We start from the raw sequence: 25969 nt of genomic DNA, 5'->3' as shown, positions 1-25969 counted from the left end.
CATACCCTTTTTAAATACCCATTTTAAATACCTATTTTATTAACTTATTTTGAAACCAGTTTTTTAATAAAATTGGTATTGAGGACATCACCATGAAAGAACTAAACACAGACGTTGTTGTAATAGGTGCTGGCACCGCAGGTTTAAGCGCTTACCGCAATGCAAAACAACACACGTCTAACGTATTAATGATTGAAGCAGGCCCATACGGTACAACCTGTGCACGTGTTGGTTGTATGCCAAGTAAATTACTGATTGCCGCCGCAGAAGCCGCTCACTCAATTGAAGTGGCCCCTGCATTTGGTGTGCACAGCTCAAAACCAACTATAAACGGTGTTGAAGTAATGGCACGCGTACGTAACGAGCGCGACCGCTTTGCAGGCTTTGTGGTTGAGGCCGTAGACGAGTTACCCGCTGATGACAAAATTGTAGGTTATGCTAAGTTTTTAGATGCTAACCGAGTACAAATTGACGACCATACCATTATTACCGCTAAGCGCTTTGTAATTGCCACTGGCTCGCGCCCTGCTTACCCTGGCGTATTTAATAACTTTGGCGACAGACTCATCATTAACGATGACGTTTTCGATTGGCAAGACTTGCCAGAGTCAGTCGCTGTATTTGGCCCTGGTGTTATTGGCCTTGAAATTGGCCAAGCGTTGCATCGCTTAGGTGTTAAGGTAAAACTATTTGGTGTGGGTGGCGCGATTGGCCCAATTACCGACCCAGTTATAAAAGACTACGCAAATACCGTATTTGCTGAAGAGTTTTTTGTCGATACTGATTCAAACGTATCCGATATGAAACAAGTAGACGATAAAGCGCAGCTTACCTATGTCGACAAAAACGGTCAAAAACAAACCGAGCAATTTGATTACGTACTTGCCGCGACGGGCCGCGTACCAAACACCGACAAACTCGGCCTTGAAAACATCGGCATTGAGCTTGATGAACGTGGCGTACCAATCGCTGATAAACACACTATGCAATGTGGCGACTCCAATATATTTATCGCCGGAGACGCCAGTAACATGATCCCACTACTACACGAAGCAAGCGATCAAGGTACTATTGCAGGGCAAAACGCAGGGCGATTCCCTGATGTGCGTAATGGCCTGCGCCGCGCTGCAATTGCCGCTGTATTTAGCGACCCTCAAATTGCCATGGTAGGTGAAAGCTATAAACAAATAACACAGCGATTAGGTGAATGTGGTTGTTTTGAAATTGGCGAAGTCAGCTTTGAAAACCAAGGCCGCAGCCGCGTAATGTTGAAAAACAAAGGCCATATGCGTTTATACGCAGAGCAAGGCACAGGCTTGTTTTTAGGTGCAGAGTTTATTGGCCCGCAAGCTGAGCATATCGCCCACCTACTGGCATGGGCTGTACAAAACAAAATGACTGTACCACAAATGCTCGACATGCCATTTTATCACCCAGTGATAGAAGAAGGCCTACGTACCGCACTGCGCGATTTAAACGCCAAGCTTAAATTTGGCCCAGATATCATTAACCAATGTATGGAATGTGGCCCAGGGGCATAAATAATAAAAAGCCAGTTAATTTAATTAATTGGCTTTATTACATATGATAAACTGCCAAATTATTAATATTTTACAAGGAATGATTACATGAAAACTGACTTTTCTACTTTTGAACAAGCGTTATATTTAGATAGTAAAAAAGCATTCAAGCAAATTTTAGCTGACTTGGGTGATGATATTTATGTAATCGGTTTTTATCACTCTGGTAGCTGTTCATTTTTACCTATGTTCAATACCCATACTGATTTTCAAAGCACATTTGAAGACGAATATGACTGCGAAGAAGATGACCGTTTACTCGCTAAATGGAACGTCAGTGACTTTCCATCATTAGAAGATTACTCTGAATATTTTGAACACAGTAGTGAAATTCTACAAGCACTCGACAATGACGATAGCTATGAAATAGTCAGTGATGAAGAAACCCAAAAATATTGGCAAGCATGGTTATCAACCTTAGAGCGTGTTTTAATTCGCTTAGATAACGAAGGTATATTTTCAGAAGGTGTAGAGCGAAACTCAATCACGCTTGCCATACTCGCTTACGATGAAACTGAATACGAGCAATTTTCACGCATTAAACGCATGAATCCGCCCGCTGTTTTAGCAACTATTGAAACAGATTATGAAACAATGATTGTCAGCCGTAACGAGGCAGAGCAATTAGCGATGAAAGAATTTGAGCGTATTCTACAAGAGCGTTAGTTTTTAAAAATATGTGAGTAAGTCAGTATTAAAAACTAACCCAGTCAAATTATTATCGTTAACTAATTTTTTGAAATCGTCGGTGCAGTAAAGTGACAGACCTGATTGCATTTTCGATTTAAAAATAAGCTTATTGCTTATATCCTCATCATCAAAAACAAGTGACTTTAACCCATCTTCAAAGCCATCTAGGTATGCTCTTTCTGTTAGGCTCAAATCCTCTTGAGCAAATATTAATGGATTGAACAAATATAAGTTATCACCATTAGTCTTTAAATCAATGAACTCACCAAATTCACTTAAAGAGGCATTTAAGCACTCATAAGCAGGTTCATTCAGCACTAAAAATGAGCCGTATAAATTAACGTCATAATTTTGCTTTTTTGCCCTTGGTTCATGCTTACATTCAAAACCATTAGGAGATAGCTCTGATAATGTAGCTTTTCCTTTAGGTACATCATTCATAACGATTTGAATAATATTATCGCTCAAAGGCTTATTCGAGTTCTTAACTATCTGTTTTGACATTTCCATTATATCAAGGTTAATTACATCGTAAGCATTTGTTGGCTTTCTTAATTGATATACATTCATATGCCTTTCCACTGCTTATCTATTTTCTCAAATATTTTACTTGGCAACGTACCAGTCCTAATTGCAACTTTTACATTTCGAAGTTTATTCGTAAATAAAGCTTTATTTTCATTCATGTCCCCACCTAGGCTACCACCTATCCATGATTCATAATTGTATCTATGTATTTTCCTGTGTGGTGGTGCATCCTTTGTAGCCAGTCATGAGCTTTATTTTTAACAAAATTAATAAGCCAAATGCCATTGTGTGGATCGTTAATTCCTATACCTGCCATATGAAGGTTTAATCTTGCTCGTAATATAGCTTGTTGATTGTATCGCCCTTTACCTGAAATAATATGATGTGCTTCATGCTCTTTTGTAGGCTTGGGCTCACCAACTGAAAATAAGTAACGTGCAAGTGTATTTGTTGGATGATGCTGTTCTTCAGCAAGTTCAAACTGCGCAGCCGATGAGTTTAATTCTCGGTATTCTTTAAGTGCTATTTGCGCAATAGATACAGATTCGATACGCTTTTTTTCTGTTTGTAGATGATCATAATCTTTAACTAGTTTTTTAACTTCTCAGTATCGGAGTTTTGCTTGTTAGCCTCGTCATGATACTTCTTTGCTTTTAATTCGAAGTTATAAATAGCCATTGCTAGCGGAGATGGATCTGAAGGACGTTCGGGTCTAGGGTACGTTTTTTGTAATTGCATAGTAAAATAGTCCATTATTTCAATATGGTGAATCTAATATAGCCCTCCTTAAAACGCAAGCCATTTTATAATTACACATATTATAAACCACTCCAAAATGTAGCGGTCAACCTAATCTAGAAGCATACTTAAGCACTTTTTTAATAACCTTATTTCACATTCTCGCCCACACATATAGCTTACTTCGCAACAACTTTATCACCATGACTTGGCGGCGTTGAGGTAACAATAAAACCAGCTCGTCCGCAGCGTAGTTGCATAACTAATGCACTAACCCCGCTGGCACATGTAGGCCTTGTTGCGGGTTTTATATCGCTAACAAAGTCGCCTGCCCATTAAGTACAAAAAAGAACGGCTCTGCAAACTCATGCTTATGCGACTGCTCCCCGTCGGCACTCGCTCTTGGATCACATTCAATGCACTACTCTTCACTAAATGCCAACCATCACAATTATCACCCTTATGCCCCCAGTTATAATGTTCAGCGTTATCGACTGAAATAGGCATTGCCATATCTTTGCTATCCCTTAAAAGCTACTGCACAACAAAGTAAAACATCACCGTTTAAAATAGTAGTCAATTTAATTTATACAAGGAAACCACACTTATTCGCGCATTAAAGTGTGAAAAAACACATTTATTCGCGCGTAAAAGTGTAAAAACTTGCATTTATTCGCGCAATAAAGTGTAATTAATCATCTAGTGAGTAATACGAGACCTGCCATGCAACGATTAATTTTAGAAAAGTTATTAGATTGGAAATCTAAGCCAGCACGAAAACCCTTATTAATTGATGGCGCTCGCCAAACAGGTAAAACTTATTTATTACAAACTCTATTAGGCAGTACCTTTGCAAACGTGATTCGAATCGATTTTTTAGAGTCCCCGCAAATGAGTGAAGCATTCGCAGATTCATTATCCCCCGAAAACGTACTATCTAATATAGAGCTACTTACAGGAAAAACGTTTGACCCTAATACAGATCTACTGATCCTTGATGAAATAGGCGAATGCCCTAAAGCAGTCACGTCCCTCAAATACTTTGCTGAACAAGCGCCGCATATGCATATTGCCGCCAGTGGTTCTAATATCGGTTTATTAAACTCCTTTCCTGTAGGTAAAGTGGAGCAACATAATCTGCGCCCTCTCACATTTCGTGAGTTTCTGATCGCCTCGAAAGAAACCGCTCTAATTAAGGCATTTGCAGCACAAACAAACTCAAGTGCAGCACATAGTAAATTATTCTCAAAACTCACTGATTATTACTTTACGGGTGGTATGCCAGAGGCTGTAAGTACATGGTTCGATTTATCTGATCACAGTATCATTGACCGCGTTCAAGCTGTAACAGACATTCATAAAAATTTAGTACTGGGCTATCAACGAGACTTCGGCAAATACTCAGGAAAAGTAGATGCAGGTTTAATCGAAGCTGTATTTAATAATGTTCCAGCACAGCTATCATCAGTGATGGATGAATCGGTTAATCGCTTTAAATTTAAAGGGATGCACGATAAAAAATCTCGCTATAGTGATTTTGAAAGCGCTATTTCTTGGTTAAATAAGTGCCGCTTGATACTCAAAAACCACCCTATTGACGGTACACCTAAAAGCCCATTAGCAGCATATAAAAAAGACAATATCGTTAAATTATTTCTTTTTGATGTGGGCTTATTAAATCATATGCTAAACATTGGGTATAAAGAAATAAAACAACAAGGCTATGAATACAAAGGCTTTGTGGCCGAAAATTTTGTACAACAAGAGCTCGCTGCGCAAGGTATTGACCCAACATATTCATGGGGAGATGCAAGAGCGGAGATCGAATTTGTGGTCTCTGATGACGAAGGCAACATACTGCCTATCGAAGTAAAAAGTGGTAAACGCACCAAAGCAAAATCACTACAATCGTACATAAATAAATGCCAGCCCATCAAAACAATTAAACTCACAGGCACGCAAGGCTCATCACCACTGGAAAAGGAGTATATTGTCCTCCCGCTCTACTACAGTGAATATGCAGTAAGCAAACACCTGAGGCTGATGAATTGATAAAAGATAGACCTATTAAATTACACACCAATTTAAACATCGTTGAGGAAACTGGCGAGTGCTTACAGAGCTATTACTATGGTGAGGTCATACTCAAAGTAAAAGGTCAGTGATTCGCGGTTAAAGCCGTTCATATAAGGTATTCGCACAAGGCACTATTCATGGAAGGTAGAAAAGGTATAGCCTAAAACTAAAGTTCTCTATTAAACTTAAACCCAGAATAAAAACTATCACAAAGCAAAAAACATCTCACTAACTCCTTTCCAAAATTGCAAAAACTGCGTCACTTACTCCCATTGTCAGGTTAGAGCGAGTGTCAGCAACGCGTCTTGCTGTAAGGTATATTATTTTCTAAGTACAAGGCCTCACATTTCAATATAATAACTTGGCTTTAAATTACAATATAATTCATGCCAAATAGGAATAGTTTATATACTCCATTTTCACTAATTACTCGATAAATTGACACGTATACTCACCGATAATGAATCATTAAAATTTGGAGACAAATGATGAAATATTTTTGTATGAGTTGTGGCACTGAGTATGAACCTAATGTCCAACGGATTAAATGCGACTGCGGCAATGCTCTTTGGGTAAAAGCAAAAAATTTATTAACACGGTCTGATCTAGTTCTAACCGACTTTTCGATTTGGCGGTACGCTAAAGCTTACCCACTGAAACGTGAAGATATATCCATTTCTTTCAATGAATCTATCACACCGCTAGCAACAGCCCGCATAGGTAAATCATCTATATTAGTGAAAATGGACTCGCTGATGCCTACAGGTTCTTTTAAAGACCGAGGTGCAGCAATGGTGGTTAATTATCTGGCCAACCAAGGTATTTCAAGAATTTCTGAAGATTCGAGTGGCAATGGTGGTTCAGCATATGCAGGTTACGCGGCTAAAGGTGGTTTAAAGTGCGACATCTATGTGCCCAGAGGAACATCTTTAGGCAAAACCGCACAAACTAAAGCGTATGGGGCTAATTGCATTGAGGTAGATGGCACGCGAGAGGACGTAGCAATGGCCGCTATCAATAGCGCTTCAAATTTAAACACATCCTATGTAGGCCATAACTGGCACCCATTATTTATTGAGGGTGTTAAATCAATAGCATACGAACTATGGGAGCAATGCGGCTATGCAGCGCCAGATAACTTTGTGGTTCCTGCTGGTAACGGAAGTTTGTTGGCAGCTGCATTTTTAGGTTTCTCCGAATTACTTAGAGCGGGAGAGATTCATAAAATCCCTAGATTGTTTGGTATTCAGTCCAAAGCCGTTAATCCCTTTGTGCAGTATTTTAACACAGGAAAAATAAGTTTAGCGCCAACCCACACTATGGCTGAAGGCATTAGAATCACCCGTTCTTCCCGTTTAGTTGAAATAGACAAGTTTGTAAGGAGCTCTTCTGGCCGATTTATTGATGTGAGTGAGATTGAAATCTCAGCTGCTCTCAAAGCAATGTCTGAGCAAGGTTTTTTCATTGAGCCAACGTCTGCAACCGCCTTTGCAGGGATTCGAAAACTTATTGAAAATGGCGATATACATAGTTCAGAGAAGACAGTTGGTGTGATAACTGGAAATGGCCTTAAAGCCACAGAAAAACTGATAGGCCTACTTAACTTAAACACCGGCGTATGAGGAGTTATTTAATGAAGATAATACAAACACAAAATGCACTTAAACCAGCAGGACATTATAGTCAGGCTATCATTCACAATGATTTACTTTATCTATCTGGCCAACTACCGCTGCATCCAGAAACGGGAGAGAAAATTTTAGGAACAGCTATAGAACAAGCAAGACAAATATTTACAAATATAGGGCTAATCCTTAAAGAAGCTGGAACTAATACTAGTAAAGTGCTCAAACTTGTCATTTATATTTCTGATGTTGCGTTATGGGATGATATTAACACGGTATGTGGGGAGTTCTTTATAGAGCACAAACCAGTCAGGACAATCGTCCCAACAAGAGATTTACATTTTGGGTTTCAGATAGAAATTGACTGTATAGCCGTGTGCTGAGTCCGCATAATTAAATGACATGCGAATCCAGTCGTAAATGTTCTATGGATGTTTGCACTGCTTCTATAACAGTATTGATACGGGGTAACCTAGAATTGTTCTTTCGCACACACAAGTAAATCGGCCGACAAATCGGTTGTAGCTCATCGAATGTAAAAAAGTTTTTTGTTGGCACCTTAAGGGTACGAATAATTGATAGAGGTGCCAAAGCCGGAGTAGCGCCGCTTAATGCAAGTTGCACTGCTGCACTATAGGAATCGATCTCCATCAGCGGTGTAATATTTAAACCTGCTAGAATACCGGCTTGATATGAATTTGCATTGTTACGCAAGTCAGTGGTAATTAGCTCATCTGGAAGTGACTTTAAAGAACTAGCGCTCACAACATAGAAGGGTTCATCGAATAAGTGAAAAGTAAGCAAGCCGTGATGTGGTGTAAGATGGCCTGCGCAAAGTCCGATCACAGCTTTTCCTGACTTCACGTTTTCTATAATTCGTGGTGTGTGATTAGTTGAAAGTCGTATTTTTGAGTCTAGAGCAAAGCAACTTGCAAGTACTTTACTGAAATACCCCGCAACCAGCGTTTCGGAACAATCTATCGGTAAAATAGTATCAGTAGATTCATAATTTTTTTGCTCACTTAATTGCCCTCGTAACTGGTCGAAAACAGGCCCTACATTTCGAATCAAAGCCAGGCCATCAGCTGTCAATGCGACATAGCGCCCCTTAGGTTCAATGAGTTTTTTGCCTAAATGACGCTCAAGGTTTGCAATGCGTTTACTCACTGCCGATTGACTAATATAAAGAGCACTGCCCGTCTTGCTCATCGTTTTTTCTTGCGCAAGAACAAGCATAGTTTCGATGCCATCAAGTAACATTGCTGAACCATGAATTTATAGAATTGATGGCCTATATTAATGATTACAAATCATGATGGCAATTTTAGTAACCACTTAGTAAAACTGATCGAAAATATGTTGAGCGTAAGATGGCGTGAATTAAGATGCTGAACTCATACTAAAAAGTAAAAGGTCAGTGATTCGCTGATAAAGCCGTTTTTTAATAGGCACTAGCACTAGGCACTATTCATGGAAGGTAGAAAAGGCATAACCTAAAGCTGAAACGAGTTAGCTAAAGCTCCCTATAATCTAAAAAGAGCTAAAGCTATCACTTTTAAATAAAATTGCCGTTAAATACAACATTTCAAATAGCTAAAGCTCTAAACTAAGCTTCAGCCCACAAAAAACACCAGCACAAAGCCATAAACCAACCTTAGCTAGCCACTTGCCAGAATAGCAAAAAAGGTCTTACTTGGAGTTCTGTAAATAACTGTACTGAATAAAATAACAACCATTCTCGCTTTCACAGTCAGTTTTGAGCGAGAAGCGGAAGTTGTTAAAACTACCTCAGAAGCTAATTTAACTTGCGTTACTCGGCTAGTTGCTAGTCATAAGAGCAGAATTAATGTTTTACTTTAAGTGCAACCTTCAGGCTTTCATTCAACAACTGATTTAAACCTTTATTGAGTTACTTGCGTCTCAAGGAGCATAATTATAAAAAAATTGTATTTTTTAATAGCAAGATCGATTTGCTATACAATACCACGTGCTAAATTTTGACATTAGGGACAATTTTGATGCTTACTCGTTTTTCGTACTTTTGTACCATTCTATCCATAGTTACCACCTCGTTTTCGACATTAGCTTCAGATGTTTTAGATTGTGTTATTGAGAGATATAGTCAGCCAAATAGCCCGTATACGGGTTTACCTAATCCTGCCGAACAGGGCGAACATAAATACACAGTAATGAACTATGGCGAACGACCATTTTTATTTGCTATATCAAAACCTGATGTAATTGCTCCAAATGTGAGCTTACCTAGCTTTCTTTCCGACTATTCACGCAACCAAGGATATGAGGACAATGCTTACCACAAATTTAAAAGTAGTAATTTACCTTTGGAGGCTAAAGTTTGGCTTCCGTTGGGAGCCCAACCACTACCGTTAGTATTATTAGTCCATGGAAACTCTGCTCCAGGGTTTGATTATCTAGGTGAATTACTCGCCAGCCGAGGGCACTTTGTTGTGCAAGTAAATCAAACTTATTTGAATGATTTATGGGGAGAAAATGGTGCCCGTGGCTGGATACTACTTGAACATATTAAGCTGCTGCAAAAATGGAATGCTGAGCAAGGTCACGCTTTTTATAACAAACTAGATTTAGAGAATATCGCTTTAATAGGGATGTCTAGAGGAGGGGAGGCTGTTGCTTTAGCTGCATCATTTAATCAATGGAAGACCTTACCAAATAGTAGTGAATCAACAGAGTTTGGTTTTAATATTAAATCCATTGTCGCATTAGCCCCAATGGACGGGCAATATCAACATGCTGATGGTAGAAACATCCTGAAAAATGTTAACTATTTAGTGTTACAAGGAGGTCATGATGCGGATGTTTATCAGTTTCTTGGTAGCCAACAATGGCATCGAACTCACTTCGATGATGATAAAAACTACTTAAAGCAGTCCATTTATATTTATCGTGCTAACCACATAAACTTTAATCAAGATATGTCTGATGATTTCCATTGGGGAAGCAGCAAAGATTTTTATTCTAAGCTATTAACACCCAAACAACAGGAGAATTTAACTAAAGTGTATGTTTCTGCTTTTTTGGAAGCTACATTGGCGAACACAAAAGAGTATCGAAAAATTTTTAGACAACCTGTGGCTGGTGAGTTTGGTCTTCCTGACGATATTTATATCAGTCGCCATATGGCATCTGATTTCAAAGTTATAGAAGATTTTGAAAATGTAGCTAAAAAGGAAAGTACCGTTAAAGCCCTATCCGATAAAACGTTAACAGCAGTGCCAATCAGTATAGACTCAGAGCGCCTAAGAAACGGAACTAAAACTTCTAATAATGTATTAAAGGTTCAACTTAAGAAACAAGTTGAAACACGGTTGAGCATTAAGCTTTCAGAAGCTGAGCTGTTACATCAAAATCGCAAAGGAAAATCCTACCTAAGTTTCTCACTGGCTCGAGCTGATTCAGGAGAAAGCGAAGGATGTGGATCATACAATTTGTTATCTGATACCAGGGTAGAGCTACTTGATAAGTCTGGTGTAGTATTTAAAAAAAGTTTGGGCGCATCAGGCAGTGTCTCCCCTTTATTAATTTCTGACTTCTCTGAATTGGAAAAAGGTGATATGAAATATGCGCCGACAGAGCCAGTATTGCAAACCTTTACGCTCCCTATTGAATTGAATAAGCCAATCAGTGCCGAAAGCGAATTAGAGCTTGTCTTGATTTTTGCACCGAAGCGAGATGTATCTATCATCGTGGATGATATTGGGATAACTAGTTCTATATAGCTCATCAGCTTTCTTTTAAAGAAGCTAGTCATTAACGCATTAGGAAAATTAGTTTGTCTTAAGGTGAGGCATAAAATCGTTCTTAACGGCGGCTATTGGCACAAAGCAGCCTGAATGTAATTTGGGTACTTAAATAAAAGGACAGCGCTAAATTTTTTATATTTCAATTTACGATGCTATAAATGTGCTATAAAAAATAAGTGGAAGAAAAAACAAACCATGTAACTCATTGATTTAATTGGTAGCCCCTGCAGGAATCGAACCTGCAACTGCCCCTTAGGAGGGGGCCGTTATATCCATTTAACTAAGAGGCCACTCTGATAGCTGATAGCTGATAGCTGATAGCTGATAGCTGATAGCTGATAGCTGATAGCAAAATTATAACGGTTTATCCTATTTACAATCAAGCAGTTAAATGGATTTTATAACGATACTAGTTAATACTTGCGCGTTGTAGGTGAATATCGGCGTTGTTGAGTACGTAATAAGGCAGTATTTTGTTGCTGCTGGCAACGACGCGTTTGCTGGTGATATCAATAATACGGGCGTTTACTTCAACACCGTTGCTGCGGTAGATCAAGGTGCCTGATAACACATGACTGGCGATGCGTTGATCCGCTAACTGCTCTATATCGCGTGAAAATACAAAGTCACCGCGTGGGTTCATAGTTATTTGGTCGGTGGTTTTAAAGTCAACAATACCATAACCAAATTTTTGCAGTTGATGAATAAAACTCTCTGATAACTGGTTGCCTAATTGGCTACTGTTATTAAGGCTGGCATCTAAATCTACAAATGAAGTAACGGCAATCGAAGTATCAAGCTCTGTTTGCATTGTGTCGACTAAGTCTAACGCCATTTGCTCTACGTAATTAACCAGTGTTTTATGATGCTTGTTAGGACTAAACTGCGCTGAGTTATCGAGTGGCTCGGCACTATTCATTTGTACTTGTTTTAGCATTTGAGTAAGATCATATCGGCTAGTCGTACTTTGTACAGGCTCGACTGGGGCTGCATCATTAGTCATACTGCATGCGCTGAGGATGCTGATCATCCCCCCTACAGTTAATAACTTAGCGCTGTGGATTAGCTTACTCATCATTGGCCTCACTTACTCGCTTGTTTTAGCATTATGCCATCAGTGCGATAGCTGCTGTCGAGTGCATCAACAACGGATTGCGGAATAAACCCTTGTGCAGAGCCAACCACAGCCTTACTAGCTAAACCAATAATTCGGGCATTGACTAGTACACCACCTTGATGATTTACCATAGTGCCGGCCAGTACATAGTTAAAGTTTTGATCTTGGCTAAGCTCTAAATAGTCGCGACTAAATACAAAGTCGCCAGAGGGAGTAACACGCATGTAGTCGGTGGTTTTAAAGTCGATCACCGGTACACCAAAACTGTGTAGTTCATGCATAAAACTTTCGGCGATTTGATTACCTAACAATGTGCCGTCATTGTAATCATCATCTAAAAAGATAAAGCTTGATACGGCCAGCGGCGTTTTGGTATTTACGTATTGTAAATTTTCAGCCATATCTTGCATTATGCCACGTACATAATGATTAATATTTTTACGTGTTGGGACTGTGACTTGGCTGCTATCGTTCATCACTGGAATATTATTTTGATAAAATGTATTACTTTGCCCAGGAGCTGCAACCATTCTTTGATCATCCTCTAGCTGTGTAGAGTAATCTGTTTGTGCTGCTTTGCTCGGTTCCATCATTTGCGCGCAACCAAAACCCAGTGGCAAACATAAAGTTAATATTAAGCGTTTCATGAGAGCTCCTAATTAGTATTCGCTGCGGTAAATATAACCGTCGCGCTGTTGTATTTTTTCATCGCCCCACATCACATTGATAGGGATCTCTGTACTGGCGGCAGATACAACGCGGCTATCTTGTGTATTTACCATACGGGCGTTAACTATATAGGCATGTTGTTGCCGTGTTAAGGTACCCGTGATAACAAAGTCAATATTCTGACGTTGGCGTAACTTACTAATATCACGACTTAACATGCCATCTGCGTTGCTGGCTAAATTAAGGTGTTTTTCAAGGCGATATTCAATGGTGTTATAGCCAAGTTGGGTAAACTGAGTAAGTAAGCTTTCTTGAATTTGCTGACTCAGCCCTGCGCCCTGCCCTTGTGCCAGCTCACTGTCTAGCGCGTTGGCTAAGTAAAAGCTAGTAACGGCAATCCGTGCAGAGCTTTTAAACGGCCCTTGCACATGGCTCAATTGACTACTCAAATCACTCACATACTGATGCACAGTATAAGGTGCCATTGTTGCTTTTGGGGCATTGGTACTTGGTGCTGGCGGTTTTTCTTGCGTTAAACTACACGCAGTTAGACTCAGCAATAATAAACATAACAAAAGGCGCATAATTGCCATCCTCACTAAACATGGCAATAACAAAGCAAGTATTATGCCTATTTATAATTTTATTGGGTTATCGGTGTAGTGAGTCACCATGCAGTTGAGCTGTTGTAGCTTTAATTTATCACAATCAGCTTAGGCGTTTTTTTGCTATTTATTTAATGACGTATTGTTCGTTGCTCAAGCTCACAGTTTAAGCCCTGCGCTATCAGTGATTGGCACATAGTTGCAAATTCAGGTTTTGCTTGCTCTGCATACCCAAAGGCGAGTATATACTTATTTTGCTGTTGATCATGAATGTAAAACACGTCTTGCGGTTGTAATTTTAAGCGTGGGCTTATCAAGCGTAAGTATGCCTTTAACATCATTAACGATGAAAAATCCCCCGCATTAACAATAGTCCCTGACACTTCTTCAAGTGATTTCAAAGTAAAATCAACCCCAACCAACACATCCCCTTTTGCTGATAAATCAACAGTTACTTGCTGGGTGTTTTTTAATGCTTTACGTTCTTTAAAGCTATCGTCAACCACAGCCCGATACTGCCCTGGCCGTAGGTCGGTAAACAAATAATAACCATCATAAGCCGCTTGGGTGTTGGCAACTTCTTTATCATTTTGATCTAACAAGGTTATTTTTGCATAAGGCTGCACATAAGTGTGCTCCCCTTGCTGCTGATACACCACCCCTTCAATTTCGCTGGCGTTATTTAGCGGGTAATCCATGTATTCAATAAATCCTGCTCTTGGCGTGATTGAAAAGCCCTCATGGGCAGGCACAAAAAACGGATCGGGGAAGCTATCTCTATCGAGCACAATATCTGTGGTGCGATTAGCTGGCATTGAGGTTAACAATGCAATGCCATTTTCATCGGTTATTGCTTGGCGATAATTTTGCAGCCCTTTTACTTTTATACCAGCAACACCTTGCTCGTCAGGATCCATAATGCCGTTGTTATTTTGATCTAAAAATACCCGTAACATTAATGTGCCGGTCGTTGTTAAGCTTTGCTTGGACACAAAATAGTGATTGTTTTGTGTGTCATAACCAAGGCTGAATCGGCTATATACGCTAAGCTGCCAGTTATCTTCACTGTCGTAGTTTAGATTACTAGTGAGACTAAATTTATTGCTTTGCCAACTTAAGCCTAAATCAGCCGATTGAATATCATTAATACGAGAATCACGTAAGGTGACTTCTGCTTGCAGTTGATTGGTAATACTACGGTTAAACTCAGCCTCGTAGCTGGTGACTTCATTGATAGGAGATAATGTGTAATCAACACTAAAACGGCTATAAATACGACCCAAACGCCCTTGCAAACGTGTTGAGCCATACACTGATCCAACATTATTACTTTGTTGCCATTGTAATTGGTTGCTCAACGCTAAGCCAGCAATCGCATAATTCAAACGGTTTTGTGCTTGCTTATAGATGCCTCGGTTATCTGATGTTTGATACAATAAATTGTTTTGGTAGTTTAGCCGCCCGTAACTGTTTTGCATCAACTCGCCAGCCATATCAAACTGATAACTGTCGTATTTTTGTTTTAATTCATCGGTTCGATTCGTTGCGCTGAAAAGTAAAGATTGATCAGCAAATTGCGTGCGTGCTGTAAGCTCAAGCTCTTGTTCATGTTGATTATTTTTCTGGTAATCTAAGTTTAATAACAGGCGGCTAAATAAGCTAAGGTTAGTCCCCAGTAGCATGTGTTGTAGGTCGTCATGCGATCTTTTTTGTGCCAGTGCAGCGGTATATATCGAGAAGTCGTCTGTAATACCTTGCTCGTAGCGCCCGGCTATTTGCCAGCCTGTGCTGTCATTATTGAAGGCTGTATTGCCAAGCAATTTTTTACCCTGCTCAGAGACTGATAGTTCATAAAATCCTTCACCTTGTGCTAATTGGTTACTATCAATAAAATAGTATTCGCTTTTTCGCTCGACCTGCCCTTGAGGACCATAAAAAATAAGCTCGAAGTTATTCTCACCATAAAACAAATCAACATTATCAAAAATATAACGACCATCTGATAAGCTTAATTGCTGCGCAATCAATACGCCGTTACGATAAAGCTCAACGTCCCAGCCTAACTGAATCGGACCACTTAAATTAATACGGTTACTATCAAATTGTTGAATCAGTCCGCGGTTTGAAAACTTAATACCACGGCCATATTGACTGTTGTAACGGCTGTCAACTTGTGTGGCCGTTACATCACCAAACTCAACTTCACTGGCAGCTAACACTCCCAGTAATGAGCTTTGCGGGTCTTGCTTAGTAAATGTTAAACGCGAGTCGCTGAGTAAATCGCCCTCGCGACCAGATAAAAAGTATTCGGCAGATAAATAAGCAAAGTCTTGTGCACCTAATAATGAGTAACTTGTTCTATTTTGATTTTTATCAGCACTGTAGTTTAATTGTAAATCAGCAACAGGTGATGAAAGCGCTTGATACGGGCTGGCTTTCCAAGGCAAGGTGGGTTGGCATTACGATTCGAGGGGTTAAGCCTTCTAGCATGGCGTTCTCGCTGTTGTTCAATTGGTAATAAGATGGCCGAACTTAACTCTATTTCTAAATCACCATAATCGACTGTAAATTGCAGCCCAAAAACCTCTTTTAACTGCGCCATTTCAATATACATGTCATCATCAATGCTAATATCAGCAGCCGTTAGTTCAAACATACCTGCGTAAGTTATCAGTGTTGCAGGCAGGGTGCTGGCATCTAAAATGAAAGGCTGTTGCTCTCGATACCAGCCTTGAGCAGAACGAGTTGCAAGATCAACTTCTATTCCAAATTGCAATATATCAGCTAGGCTACTAAGGCCAAGTTGAATACCCTGATCACTTTTTAAAGCGAACACTTCGCCTAAGTAGTAATCATTTAAAGACAACGAAAATAATAAAAACTCACCGCTTGCGATCCGCGGTTGGTTTGACGCAACAGGGCTGTTAACGTTAGGCTGAGAAGCTATTGGTAAGTCGGTTAGTTTAGCTTCAATCTTGCGAAGTGTTTTTAATGCATCATTCACAGTTACGTTATTAGTCGCGAATGCATTGTTACTAAGGCATAAACTTAGCCATAGTGTAATGCACTTTAGCCCTGTATTCTTGGTCATGAAGAGTTAAAGTTGCAGCATTCTTGGACTAATCGCTAAAGTATACTCGGCAAAATTTATGTCTTGATACTCATCTGCACCGATATATTTAAAAATAACAGTACCAGGCTTATCTAGGGTTTTATCACTAAATAAACTCAACATTACCTCGGCATTTTTTACATCCGAGTAAATACTTAAATTGCCAATTTCAGCGATAGCTTCCAGCTTAGCATTAGCATTTTGTTGATAAAACGCGGTTAATTTACCATAACTGCTAAAGTGAGTTTCACGATTGAGTTTTAATTTAAATTGTAGTCGTTGGTTGCTCTGGTTTTTAATCACTTGCGCTTGCTCAATGAGTACTTTTGGTACTTCAGCATGTTCACGAAGGATAACTGGAATACTGTAGCTCATGATCATATTAATTTTTATTGAACTCGTACTATTTGGGTTTTCATTTGGCAACGCCTGAAATAATAAATGCGAACGATATTCACCATCTGCTAACTGTTTTGGTTTTCGAATTGCAATTTTAACGGTTTGCTTTTCACCAGGCGCCAAACGCATTTGCTTTGGTGATAAGCGCGTCATCGGGCTTAAACTTGTCGCCGTCGGCTCAAGTAAGGTTACATACCCTCCGGTTGATGTGGATTGCTTTTCGCTCCACTGCACTCGGTAAGTTTTGTACTCGTCACTGGTGTTGATCACTGTGACCTTTGCAGTACGTTGACGCTCATCAAAACTAATACGAGTAGGAGAAATAAGTAAATTCGCCATTACCGCCTGGCTAAAAAAACAAAAGCTTAAAAGCAGTATCACGGTTAATTTATTAAACATTTAAATCCTTAATAATCCACTGAAATTTCTAAGTTTGTGGTTGTTGAATAGTCGCCGTCAACATATTGTTTGCTGCTTGTATTTATTTCTAATTTACCACCAATAAATACATGCACTTCGCTAAACTCATCGCTTGTTGCGTCTTTAGGAAAGCCATTTAAGGTCACTCTAAAGTCGGCACTACTACTTCCCTTAGTATTATGTTGCATAGTTGCAGGTGCCACTAAATTCATAGAAACTCGAGTGCCTGGGGCGATATCAGTGAGTATCAGCTCTGCTGGGCGACCTTCTTTAAGGATATAAATTTCGCCAGAGGTGCTAATCGAACCATCATCCTTGATAATTACAGAACCTATTTGATCACTTTTAAGAATAACTAAGGTGCCAAAATCAAGCGCTTGTTGTTCTATACTCGCGGCTCTTGTTGACTGTGAATACAGTATTGAAAGCATCGTAAATAACAACAAAAAACGCATGATTAAATTAATAAGCAACTTCTAATAGAAAAGTGCCTGTGTACTCAGTATCTCGGTACGCTTCTGTAGAAGTTATTGATGCTGTCGAAAGAGTTGCACCAATATTAAACGATACACTGCCATCACCGTCAGCAGTTAAATTAGGCGCTACCGATGAATAATAAGTGTTTGCATTTGGACCGCTAGTGATAAAGTATGTCCAAGTACCAACTGTAAAGTTTGGCTCATTCAAACCTTGACCATTAGAGCTCAGGGTTGTTGCTGTTGGGTTAGTAATTGATAAACGAGCATTTGGCACAACTTCCGATACTGTAAAAGATGCAGGCGAACCTTGCTCTATTATTGAAATAATAGCAGGTACGTTATCAGTTCTAGACGATACAGGACTTGCTGTAGGCTCAGGGTTGATAACCAATGTAGCTTGATTATTACCGTCTGGATCTGCAACCGCTCGAATTGTACCAAAATCTAAGTCATTTCCTTTGGCTAAAACGACAGTATTTTGCACTTTAACTTTCGCATCAAAGCTTTCGGTAGTAGCATAACTAGCAAATGAGCTTGCTGTCGCTGCTGCTGCCAGAAGAGTTGAAGATAATCTCATGTAAAATCCTTATAAAAATGGGGTATTACCATATAGATCCCTATCATAAGATTTATCGGCAATTAGAACAATTACTTTAAGATTAATTACTGAAAAATCAGATAAATAGCTTATTTAATTACAAAGGCTGACCAACAAATGGGGCACTCAGGCATTTTTGGCCTAAATTTTGTGCTAATGAACAAAATAGATTGGCCTCGGTATAATTTTGAAATGGCCCAACACGCAGTCCATACAAGGTAACGCCTTTATTGTGACGCTCTGTCATTACAAAATCTAATTGGCTAAATGCCTGCGGATATTGTTGCTGCAACCTTGCTATTTGCGTTCTCACTCTCTGTGGTTTTAAATACAGCCCAAGTTGCGCGCCTGGCAGTGAGTTGCCATACAGTGGCAAAGGGCGGTTTTCGATAGTTTTTGAGGAGTTAGCAGTATCAGGGGTCTGTATTTTTTCAGCATAATGAGCAACAGTAACATTATCTTCGCGAAGCACTGCTGGATTTTCTGCAATATCAGTTTGAGAGGAAAGTGCCATTATTAACAGTTGCAAGTCTTCCTCCATCGCAGCTAAACGAGTTATACTCTCTTGTTGCGAGTGCCATTGCTGAACATACTCTTTGACTTGTTGATCAGAAATTAATGCAGGCTGCTGTTCCACAGAGTTAGCATTAATACTACTGCACCCACTAAGCCAGACAGTTGCTGTAATCAACACTGTGGTATACCAAGCTTGCTTTTTAAAACACATCATCTGTTAGCATCACAAAATAAATAATGCCGTATTATAAGCAAAGTCAGTGCCAGTTTCAGGATTTTAAGCAATAAAAAAGTGCCACTAAGGCACTTTTATAAGTTAGGCTCAATAAAGGAGCTTAAACTAAGGTTTTAATAAAATCACTTAGTTCATCTTTAAATTCATCACGACGCAGTGCAAACTCAATAGTCGCTTTTAAATAACCAAGCTTGCTACCACAATCATGACTGCGTCCTTTTATCGCATAAGCAGCAACAGATTCTTTTTCCATTAGCATCGCAATTGCGTCTGTTAACTGAATTTCGTCGCCGGCGCCTGCGGGAGTTTTTGCAAGTAATGGCCAAATATTTTTACTTAGCACATAACGACCTACCACAGCCAAATTTGATGGTGCGCTATGCACTGGAGGTTTTTCAACCATATTGAGGATCGCTGCGCTTTGCCCTTGTTCAAGCTTTACGTCGCCTAAATCGACCACACCAAACTTATCAACATCCTCCATTGGCACAGGCTCAACCATTATTTGGCTTTCGCCGTTTGTATTAAAGCGAGTAATCATTTCAGCTAAATTATCTTTTTTAAGATTACTTTCAACATCATCTATGATCACATCAGGTAAAATAACCACAAACGGTTCGTTACCAATAATTGGCGCTGCGCAGTTAATTGCGTGCCCTAAGCCTTTTGCTTCACCTTGGCGAACGTGAATAATTGTCACGTCTTTAGGGCAAATAGCTTGTACTTCAGCAAGTAACTGACGCTTTACCCGCTTCTCTAGCGTTGCTTCTAACTCAAAGCTGGTATCAAAATGGTTTTCAATCGAGTTTTTACTCGAGTGAGTCACTAATACAATTTCTTTAATACCCGCAGCAACCGCTTCATTAACTACATATTGAATCAAGGGCTTATCTACAACTGGTAACATCTCTTTTGGAATAGCTTTAGTCGCTGGCAACATACGGGTGCCAAGTCCTGCGACTGGGATCACTGCTTTCATTATTCTCTCCTTAAAACTATAATGCTTATTAATTGTTACACTGAAAATGGGTATTTAATTGCGTCGTGGCATTGATAGCCATTTACCTCAAAGTCATCACGGGTGACCCACGTTTCGATATCTTCGAGTGATTTAATCTTTGGATTAATCGTAAGCGTAGGTGATGCAAATGGCTCTCGCTGTAACTGCACATCACGCATTAATTCCAGTTGGTTCTCATAAATATGGGCATTAACGATTTTATGATAGGCCTTACCGGCTTTGTGACCGGTGATCTGCGCAACCAGTGCAAGCAATACAAAACATTGAATTTGATTAAAGTTCAAACCAAGCGGTACATCACAACTACGCTGATACGAGGTTAAATAAAGCGTATCGCCAAGAAGCGAAAAAGTATGCGTATGCATGCATGGTCGTAAACACCCTAACTCAAACTCACCGGGATTGTAAAAAGTGATGATCTCACCTCTGTCATCCACACCATTTTTTAAATTTTCAATGACCTTTTTTAGCTGATCTAACGGTGTGCCATCAGGGCGCTGCCAATCTCGGGCTTGTACACCATACACGCGGCCCATGTCGTCCTCACCTTTACGGTTTGGATTATTTAACCATGCTTGGTTTTCATTAGCGTTGGCATCCCATGTCATACAACCTATGTCGCGAAATTGCGCTGCGCTACTATAACCTCTAAGATAACCCAATAGCTCTGCAATGGCAGCTTTGTAATAACTTTTTCGAGTGGTGATCATTGGGAACTTGTTGTTCGCAACGTCGTATTCAAGCTCTGCATTAATGACTGTTAAACAACGCGTTCCTGTACGTTTATTCTCAACCCAGATACCTTCATCAACAATGCGCTGACATAACTCTAAATATTGTTTCATTATTCGCTTCTTTTTTATGCTTTACTTGCCACAGCAGGCTGTGGCTTTTTATATGCCCATATTATCAAACCAAGACCAGCAATGACCATTGGCAATGACAATATTTGACCCATTGATATAAAATCAGCAAACAATCCTAATTGTGCATCTGGTTCACGCACATATTCAACGCAGAATCTAAATACCCCATAGCATAGTAAAAATAATCCGCCGACACTTCCCGCCGGACGCGGCTTTTTAGTAAACACATACAAAATAATAAACAGCACGAAGCCTTCTAAAAAGGCTTCATACAACTGTGAAGGATGACGCGCCAGTGGCCCACCATTTGGGAATACCATAGCCCACGGCACATCGGTAGTTCTGCCCCATAATTCGCCGTTAATAAAGTTACCAATACGTCCAGCTAAAAGACCAACCGGCACTAGCGGTGCAACAAAATCACCCACTGCAAGTAACTGTTTTTTACGTGTCCAGGCAAACACACAAATAGCGGTTATCACCCCTAAAGTGCCACCGTGGAAAGACATACCACCTTGATCGATTCTAAATAAATACAGTGGATTTTCTAAAAAGTAACTAAATTGATAAAACAGTACATAGCCAATCCGCCCACCCAGAATAACCCCGAGCATGCCGTAAAAAAGTAAATCACTGACTTGTTCTTTTGTCCAACCCGAGCCTGGTTTAGCTGCTTGCCTATTTGCCCACCACATGGCAAAAGCAAAACCAATTAAATACATCAAACCGTACCACCGTACGCTCAGAGGACCAACAGTGAAAATGATCGGATCGATCTCTGGAAATTCAAGTGCCATAAAATTAAACCTTAACTAAAAACCATTTGAAGCGCGATAATAATCAGTAACACCGCGAACACTTTTTTTATCGTTGAAACAGGTAAGTAATGCGTTGCTTTAGCCCCAACTGGCGCCATAAACCACGAGGTTATTACTATACCTAATAATGCCGGTAAATACACAAAACCTGCAAAGCCATGTTGTAAATCGGTTACTTGCCAACCGGCGCTGATATATCCCACCGAGCCAAATAGCGCTATCACTATTCCACACGCCGCAGCACAACCGATCGCTTTTTTAATATCCACCGAAAAATAATGCAGTAGCGGCACAATCAGTGCACCACCACCAATACCAATCAAACCGGATAATCCGCCCATAACGGCACTAATAGCGCCAATTATCGGGCCACTTGGCATCGATTTGACCGCGACAGGTTTATTACGAGCAGACAACACCATACGGGCAGCAATAAAGACTACGCTGACAGCAAATACAATACGTAATAATTGTTCAGGAATTAAGCTCGCTGCAAAGCCGCTGATCAAAGCACCAAGCCCCACACCAGACATAACCCAAGGCGCAATTTCCCATGGCACATTTTGATTCTTATGGTGCGCTAATGCAGATGACGTTGAAGTGAATAAAATAGAAGCAAGGGAGGTAGCAATAGCAATAACCAATACATGATCAACCGCAACAACATTAAAATGCACTAACAATGAACTCAGCACTGGCACAATAATCAACCCACCGCCAATACCTAATAACCCAGCTAAAAAGCCAACCACACACCCTAATAACGCGCAGCTGATAATCAGGATGACTAAATCATGCATCGTACACTCTTATAAATTAGATTCATTATATGCATATACTAATCGATTATATCGAATCTTTACAGCACTCGTTTAAGCTACTAAGAGGCTTGGTTTGGGGTATAAAATAATTCACCGAGTTGGTGCTCAATCATAAAATTACGCGTAAGCCTAAGCACTTGTTTTGCATTAGATTGTGCTAAACACTCAGCCAACAAGGCTTCCATATCACTGGCTTTTAAACGTCTTAATACCCATTTAACTTTACTTAATGATGAGTAGTTCATACTCAAGCGTCGATACCCCATCGCAATCAGCAGTATTGCACCTTCAGGATCGCCACCTAATTCACCACACAGACTAAATGACATTTCATATTGCTGACACTCAGTGGCTACTTTTTGCAATACTCTTAATACAGCTGGGTGATAGGGATTAAATAAATCAGCAACACGCGCATTAGAACGATCGACGGCAAGTAAGTATTGCGTCAAATCATTACTCCCTACAGAGCAAAAATCTACTTTTTTAGACCACTCAGGGAGCATAAATACACTTGAAGGGACTTCTAACATCACGCCAATTTCAGGGCGCTCAATGGCTTGCTCTGGGTATTTTTCTTCCAGTTCAAAATAGGCTTGCTCTAACAATGCTAAAGATTCATCAACCTCTTCGGTACCGCTTATCATTGGCAGCATAATTTTTAAATTACCTAAACCAATGTTTGCTTTAACCATGGCTTTTAGTTGATCTAAAAATAACTCAGGGTGATCCAAGGTAACACGTATACCACGCCAGCCTAAAAATGGATTTTCTTCTGTAATATCAAAGTAATCAAGTGCTTTATCACCACCAATATCAAGCGTACGCATCACCACTGGTTCCGGATGAAAACTGGCTAGTACTTCGCGATACCAATTCTCTTGTTCTATTTGTGATGGAAACTGGCCTTTTTGCATAAACCAGGCTTCAGTTCGATATAAGCCGACACCATCACACACTTTGGTGTTAGCTTTTTCAGAATTGAGCTCCAAACCAGCATTGAGCAACAAACTTATATGCTCACCATCTAAAGTCACTGCATCACACTCTTGCTCAGCCACAAACTTGTCGTTTAATAAACTTTCTTGATGCTGTAATTGTAAATATTCATCTTGTAGCATTTGCGAAGGCGAAATATATAACCGCCCAGCATATGCATCTAAAATCATTGGTTTACCATCAAACTGTAGTAGCGGTAAATCTTCAATGCCCCAAATAGCTGGGATCCCCATGGCACGGGTTAAAATTGACGCATGACTATTTGCAGCCCCATTAACACTCACTACGCCAACTAAGTGGCCTTTCGGCACTTCTGCAAGCATTGACGGAGTTAAGACATCAGCGATCAGTACCGTATCTTTAGGGTAACTCTTTACTGCGTGCTCAGTATTGACGAGGTGATGCAGTACGCGCAGGCCAATATCTTTTACATCAACAGCACGCTCTTTAATGTAAGGGTCTTGCATGGCATTGAATTGCGAGATCAATCGTTCGATCACCATTTTCAATGCACTTTTTGCACACCAGCCCTCTTGCAGCTGTGCTTCAACATTCTGCCCTAAACTTTTTGCATCCAGTAGTTGCTGATACACCTCAAACACTGCCAACGCTTCTTTAGGGATAGAGTCGCTAAGAGTCATCGACAAGGTGTTAAATTCTTTGCGGGTTGCAGCTACAGCTTGAGTAAATAAGCGGCGTTGTTCAGTACAGTTATCGTCTTTTTTTAATTCTATCGATTTAAAGTCAAGTTTCGGCAGAATAACAAATGCCTGCCCTATCGCAATTCCTGGTGCACTTGAAACCCCTTTTAGCACCGAGGTTTGATGGGAAAACTCATCTTGGCGTAGTACTTCTTTGATTTCTGCATGCGCTAATTGCGACGCGAGTTGCGCAGATAACGTAATTAAGAAGGACTCTTCATCTTGACTAAATACACGAGCCATTTTTTGTTGTACAACAATTACGCCCAGCACTTTTTTTTGATGAACTACAGGCACAGATAAAAATGCGTTGAAGCCGTCTTCATTCACTTCAGGAGAGAGTTTAAAGCGCGGGTGAGATTTGGCAAAGGCGATATTAATAGGTTCTTCTCGTTGTGCTACTAAGCCAACTAAACCTTCGGTAAAACCGATTCTAAATTTACCCACAGCTGCGGGATTAAGCCCTCTGGTGGCCATTAATACAAAGTTATCCTGACTGTAATCAGCAAAATAAATGGAGCAGCACTCAGTTTTCATGGCATCTTTCACCATTTCAACAAAACATGCTAGCGCACTATCCAAACTCGCTTGTTGCGAAACGGACTCGGCAATAGCTCTGAGTGTAGCCAGCATAATACTGCTCCTTTATATTATTTACCTTTATGGCGCCACGTATCTTTGGACTGTTCACGTTTATTAAAAGGCATCGCAAAAGGTGCAAATTCTTTCATAACACGGCGATAAACATCGCGCTTAAACGATACAACTTGCCTTACCGGATACCAATAACTTACCCATCGCCAATCATCAAATTCCGGATGATGTGTTTTTAGTAAGTTGACGTCTTCGTCTTTACAACGCAGTTTCAATAAAAACCATTTTTGCTTTTGCCCAATACACACCGGACTGGAGTCTCGGCGGATCAAACGCTTGGGCAATTTATAACGTAACCAATGTTTTGAACTTGCGACAATTTCTACATCTTCAGGGCGCAAGCCGACTTCTTCGTGTAACTCACGAAACATAGTCTGCTCTGCTGTTTCGCCACTATCAACACCACCTTGAGGAAACTGCCAAGAATGCTGACCATAACGTCTGGCCCAAAAGACCTGTCCCTGATTATTGCAAATTACAATTCCGACATTGGCACGAAAACCTTCGGCATCAATCACCTTAGTGCCTCATTTGTAAGTCGATTTTTAATGATTGTTCCACATTACCTGCAATACGGCAAACAATATTCAGAGTTTTACGCATCTTACCCACAGCTTGTGCATAACTTCAGTTTGCGCCGCTCATTTTGCAAACAAATCCACAATAACAGATCTAATAACTTGCCTTTTCCACAGTTTCTGTGGATAACATTGTTCATAGTTATGTATTTATCCCAACAAGTTCTCAACACAGCCTACCCCCCTTGTAGATAAAAAAGTTTAATATCATTAAATTCAAAAAGTTAAGTACAAATATAGCAAGTTTCAGTTAGCCTAAAAACACAGCAAACCGTCCCTGAACAAAAAACACCCAAACACAAAGATATCCACGGTTATACTCTTTTGCTATCATTAGTGGTG

The 25969-nt window shown here is 40.0% G+C and carries 24 protein-coding genes and 1 tRNA gene; 6 read left to right on the top strand and 19 right to left on the bottom strand.

Annotated elements, in window-relative coordinates; genetic code table 11:
• Positions 1-92: 92 nt before the first annotated feature.
• Positions 93-1541, top strand: a complete 1449-nt coding sequence (locus tag J7338_RS02905) for a dihydrolipoyl dehydrogenase (RefSeq protein WP_210795459.1) — start codon at positions 93-95, stop codon at positions 1539-1541.
• Positions 1542-1628: 87 nt separating this feature from the next.
• The gene (locus J7338_RS02900) at positions 1629-2246 is read left to right on the top strand and encodes a DUF4303 domain-containing protein (protein ID WP_210795457.1); all 618 of its coding nucleotides are present in this window, start codon (positions 1629-1631) and stop codon (positions 2244-2246) included.
• 3 nt (positions 2247-2249) lie between these two features.
• Here the strand turns inward: J7338_RS02900 and J7338_RS02895 are convergent, their stop codons facing one another.
• Both J7338_RS02895 and J7338_RS20740 read right to left on the bottom strand, forming a co-directional pair.
• Positions 2250-2840 carry a hypothetical protein gene (locus J7338_RS02895; protein WP_182761012.1) on the bottom strand — a complete coding sequence of 197 codons (591 nt, stop codon included), beginning with the start codon at positions 2838-2840 and terminating at the stop codon, positions 2250-2252.
• Positions 2841-2976: 136 nt separating this feature from the next.
• Entirely contained in the window at positions 2977-3174 is a 198-nt protein-coding gene (locus tag J7338_RS20740; RefSeq protein ID WP_275074566.1) for a hypothetical protein, read from the bottom strand.
• A 1085-nt stretch (positions 3175-4259) separates the two neighbouring features.
• Between J7338_RS20740 and J7338_RS02885 the strand changes: the two genes are divergently transcribed.
• The 3 genes from J7338_RS02885 (at position 4260) to J7338_RS02875 (ending at position 7620) form a co-directional block, all read left to right on the top strand.
• Complete coding sequence (locus tag J7338_RS02885; protein WP_182719458.1) at positions 4260-5588, top strand: ATP-binding protein; 1329 nt, start codon at positions 4260-4262, stop codon at positions 5586-5588.
• A 509-nt stretch (positions 5589-6097) separates the two neighbouring features.
• Positions 6098-7234: a threonine synthase gene (locus tag J7338_RS02880; RefSeq protein ID WP_210795455.1), complete on the top strand. Its 1137-nt coding sequence runs from the start codon at positions 6098-6100 to the stop codon at positions 7232-7234.
• A gap of 11 nt (positions 7235-7245) precedes the next feature.
• The gene (locus tag J7338_RS02875; protein WP_210795453.1) at positions 7246-7620 is read left to right on the top strand and encodes a RidA family protein; all 375 of its coding nucleotides are present in this window, start codon (positions 7246-7248) and stop codon (positions 7618-7620) included.
• Between the two features lie 10 nt (positions 7621-7630).
• Here the strand turns inward: J7338_RS02875 and J7338_RS02870 are convergent, their stop codons facing one another.
• Complete coding sequence (locus J7338_RS02870) at positions 7631-8497, bottom strand: LysR family transcriptional regulator (RefSeq protein ID WP_210795451.1); 867 nt, start codon at positions 8495-8497, stop codon at positions 7631-7633.
• 755 nt (positions 8498-9252) lie between these two features.
• Between J7338_RS02870 and J7338_RS20735 the strand changes: the two genes are divergently transcribed.
• A complete protein-coding gene (locus tag J7338_RS20735) occupies positions 9253-10995 on the top strand; it encodes an alpha/beta hydrolase (protein ID WP_228732909.1) in 1743 nt (580 codons plus the stop codon).
• 239 nt (positions 10996-11234) lie between these two features.
• On the opposite strand, the gene J7338_RS02860 is transcribed toward J7338_RS20735, so the two are convergent.
• The 16 genes from J7338_RS02860 to rppH form a co-directional block, all read right to left on the bottom strand.
• Positions 11235-11309 (bottom strand) — tRNA-Arg (locus J7338_RS02860).
• Between the two features lie 119 nt (positions 11310-11428).
• Positions 11429-12094 (bottom strand): FlgO family outer membrane protein, encoded by a 666-nt coding sequence (locus J7338_RS02855; RefSeq protein WP_210795795.1) that lies wholly within the window; start codon positions 12092-12094, stop codon positions 11429-11431.
• Between the two features lie 8 nt (positions 12095-12102).
• Complete coding sequence (locus J7338_RS02850; RefSeq protein ID WP_210795449.1) at positions 12103-12783, bottom strand: FlgO family outer membrane protein; 681 nt, start codon at positions 12781-12783, stop codon at positions 12103-12105.
• Positions 12784-12795: 12 nt separating this feature from the next.
• The gene (locus J7338_RS02845) at positions 12796-13389 is read right to left on the bottom strand and encodes a FlgO family outer membrane protein (RefSeq protein ID WP_210795447.1); all 594 of its coding nucleotides are present in this window, start codon (positions 13387-13389) and stop codon (positions 12796-12798) included.
• A 152-nt stretch (positions 13390-13541) separates the two neighbouring features.
• Entirely contained in the window at positions 13542-15857 is a 2316-nt protein-coding gene (locus tag J7338_RS02840; protein ID WP_228732907.1) for a hypothetical protein, read from the bottom strand.
• Positions 15797-16501 (bottom strand): hypothetical protein, encoded by a 705-nt coding sequence (locus J7338_RS20730; RefSeq protein WP_228732906.1) that lies wholly within the window; start codon positions 16499-16501, stop codon positions 15797-15799. Before J7338_RS20730 ends, J7338_RS02840 begins: the two co-directional genes overlap by 61 nt.
• Positions 16502-16507: 6 nt before the next feature.
• Positions 16508-17320, bottom strand: coding sequence for a fimbrial biogenesis chaperone (locus J7338_RS02835; RefSeq protein ID WP_210795445.1), 813 nt, complete (start codon positions 17318-17320; stop codon positions 16508-16510).
• Positions 17321-17328: 8 nt separating this feature from the next.
• Positions 17329-17772: a DUF4402 domain-containing protein gene (locus J7338_RS02830; RefSeq protein ID WP_210795443.1), complete on the bottom strand. Its 444-nt coding sequence runs from the start codon at positions 17770-17772 to the stop codon at positions 17329-17331.
• A 31-nt stretch (positions 17773-17803) separates the two neighbouring features.
• Positions 17804-18397: a DUF4402 domain-containing protein gene (locus tag J7338_RS02825; RefSeq protein ID WP_210795442.1), complete on the bottom strand. Its 594-nt coding sequence runs from the start codon at positions 18395-18397 to the stop codon at positions 17804-17806.
• A 118-nt stretch (positions 18398-18515) separates the two neighbouring features.
• Positions 18516-19148 carry an SPOR domain-containing protein gene (locus tag J7338_RS02820; RefSeq protein WP_228732905.1) on the bottom strand — a complete coding sequence of 211 codons (633 nt, stop codon included), beginning with the start codon at positions 19146-19148 and terminating at the stop codon, positions 18516-18518.
• 121 nt (positions 19149-19269) lie between these two features.
• A complete protein-coding gene (gene galU, locus J7338_RS02815) occupies positions 19270-20148 on the bottom strand; it encodes a UTP--glucose-1-phosphate uridylyltransferase GalU (protein ID WP_210795440.1) in 879 nt (292 codons plus the stop codon).
• A gap of 35 nt (positions 20149-20183) precedes the next feature.
• Positions 20184-21035, bottom strand: a complete 852-nt coding sequence (locus J7338_RS02810) for a thymidylate synthase (protein ID WP_210795438.1) — start codon at positions 21033-21035, stop codon at positions 20184-20186.
• A 14-nt stretch (positions 21036-21049) separates the two neighbouring features.
• Positions 21050-21853 carry a prolipoprotein diacylglyceryl transferase gene (gene lgt, locus J7338_RS02805; protein ID WP_210795436.1) on the bottom strand — a complete coding sequence of 268 codons (804 nt, stop codon included), beginning with the start codon at positions 21851-21853 and terminating at the stop codon, positions 21050-21052.
• A gap of 11 nt (positions 21854-21864) precedes the next feature.
• Positions 21865-22674, bottom strand: coding sequence for a sulfite exporter TauE/SafE family protein (locus J7338_RS02800; protein ID WP_210795434.1), 810 nt, complete (start codon positions 22672-22674; stop codon positions 21865-21867).
• Positions 22675-22754: 80 nt separating this feature from the next.
• Positions 22755-25028, bottom strand: a complete 2274-nt coding sequence (gene ptsP / locus J7338_RS02795; RefSeq protein WP_210795432.1) for a phosphoenolpyruvate--protein phosphotransferase — start codon at positions 25026-25028, stop codon at positions 22755-22757.
• Positions 25029-25045: 17 nt separating this feature from the next.
• Positions 25046-25567, bottom strand: coding sequence for an RNA pyrophosphohydrolase (gene rppH / locus J7338_RS02790; RefSeq protein WP_145240920.1), 522 nt, complete (start codon positions 25565-25567; stop codon positions 25046-25048).
• Positions 25568-25969 lie beyond the last annotated feature (402 nt).

Origin of the sequence: Pseudoalteromonas ostreae (assembly GCF_018069805.1) — a bacterium.
Lineage (GTDB): Bacteria > Pseudomonadota > Gammaproteobacteria > Enterobacterales > Alteromonadaceae > Pseudoalteromonas > Pseudoalteromonas ostreae.
The sequence above is the reverse complement of the archived record's forward strand: the minus strand, read 5'-3'. Positions and strand labels throughout refer to the sequence as shown.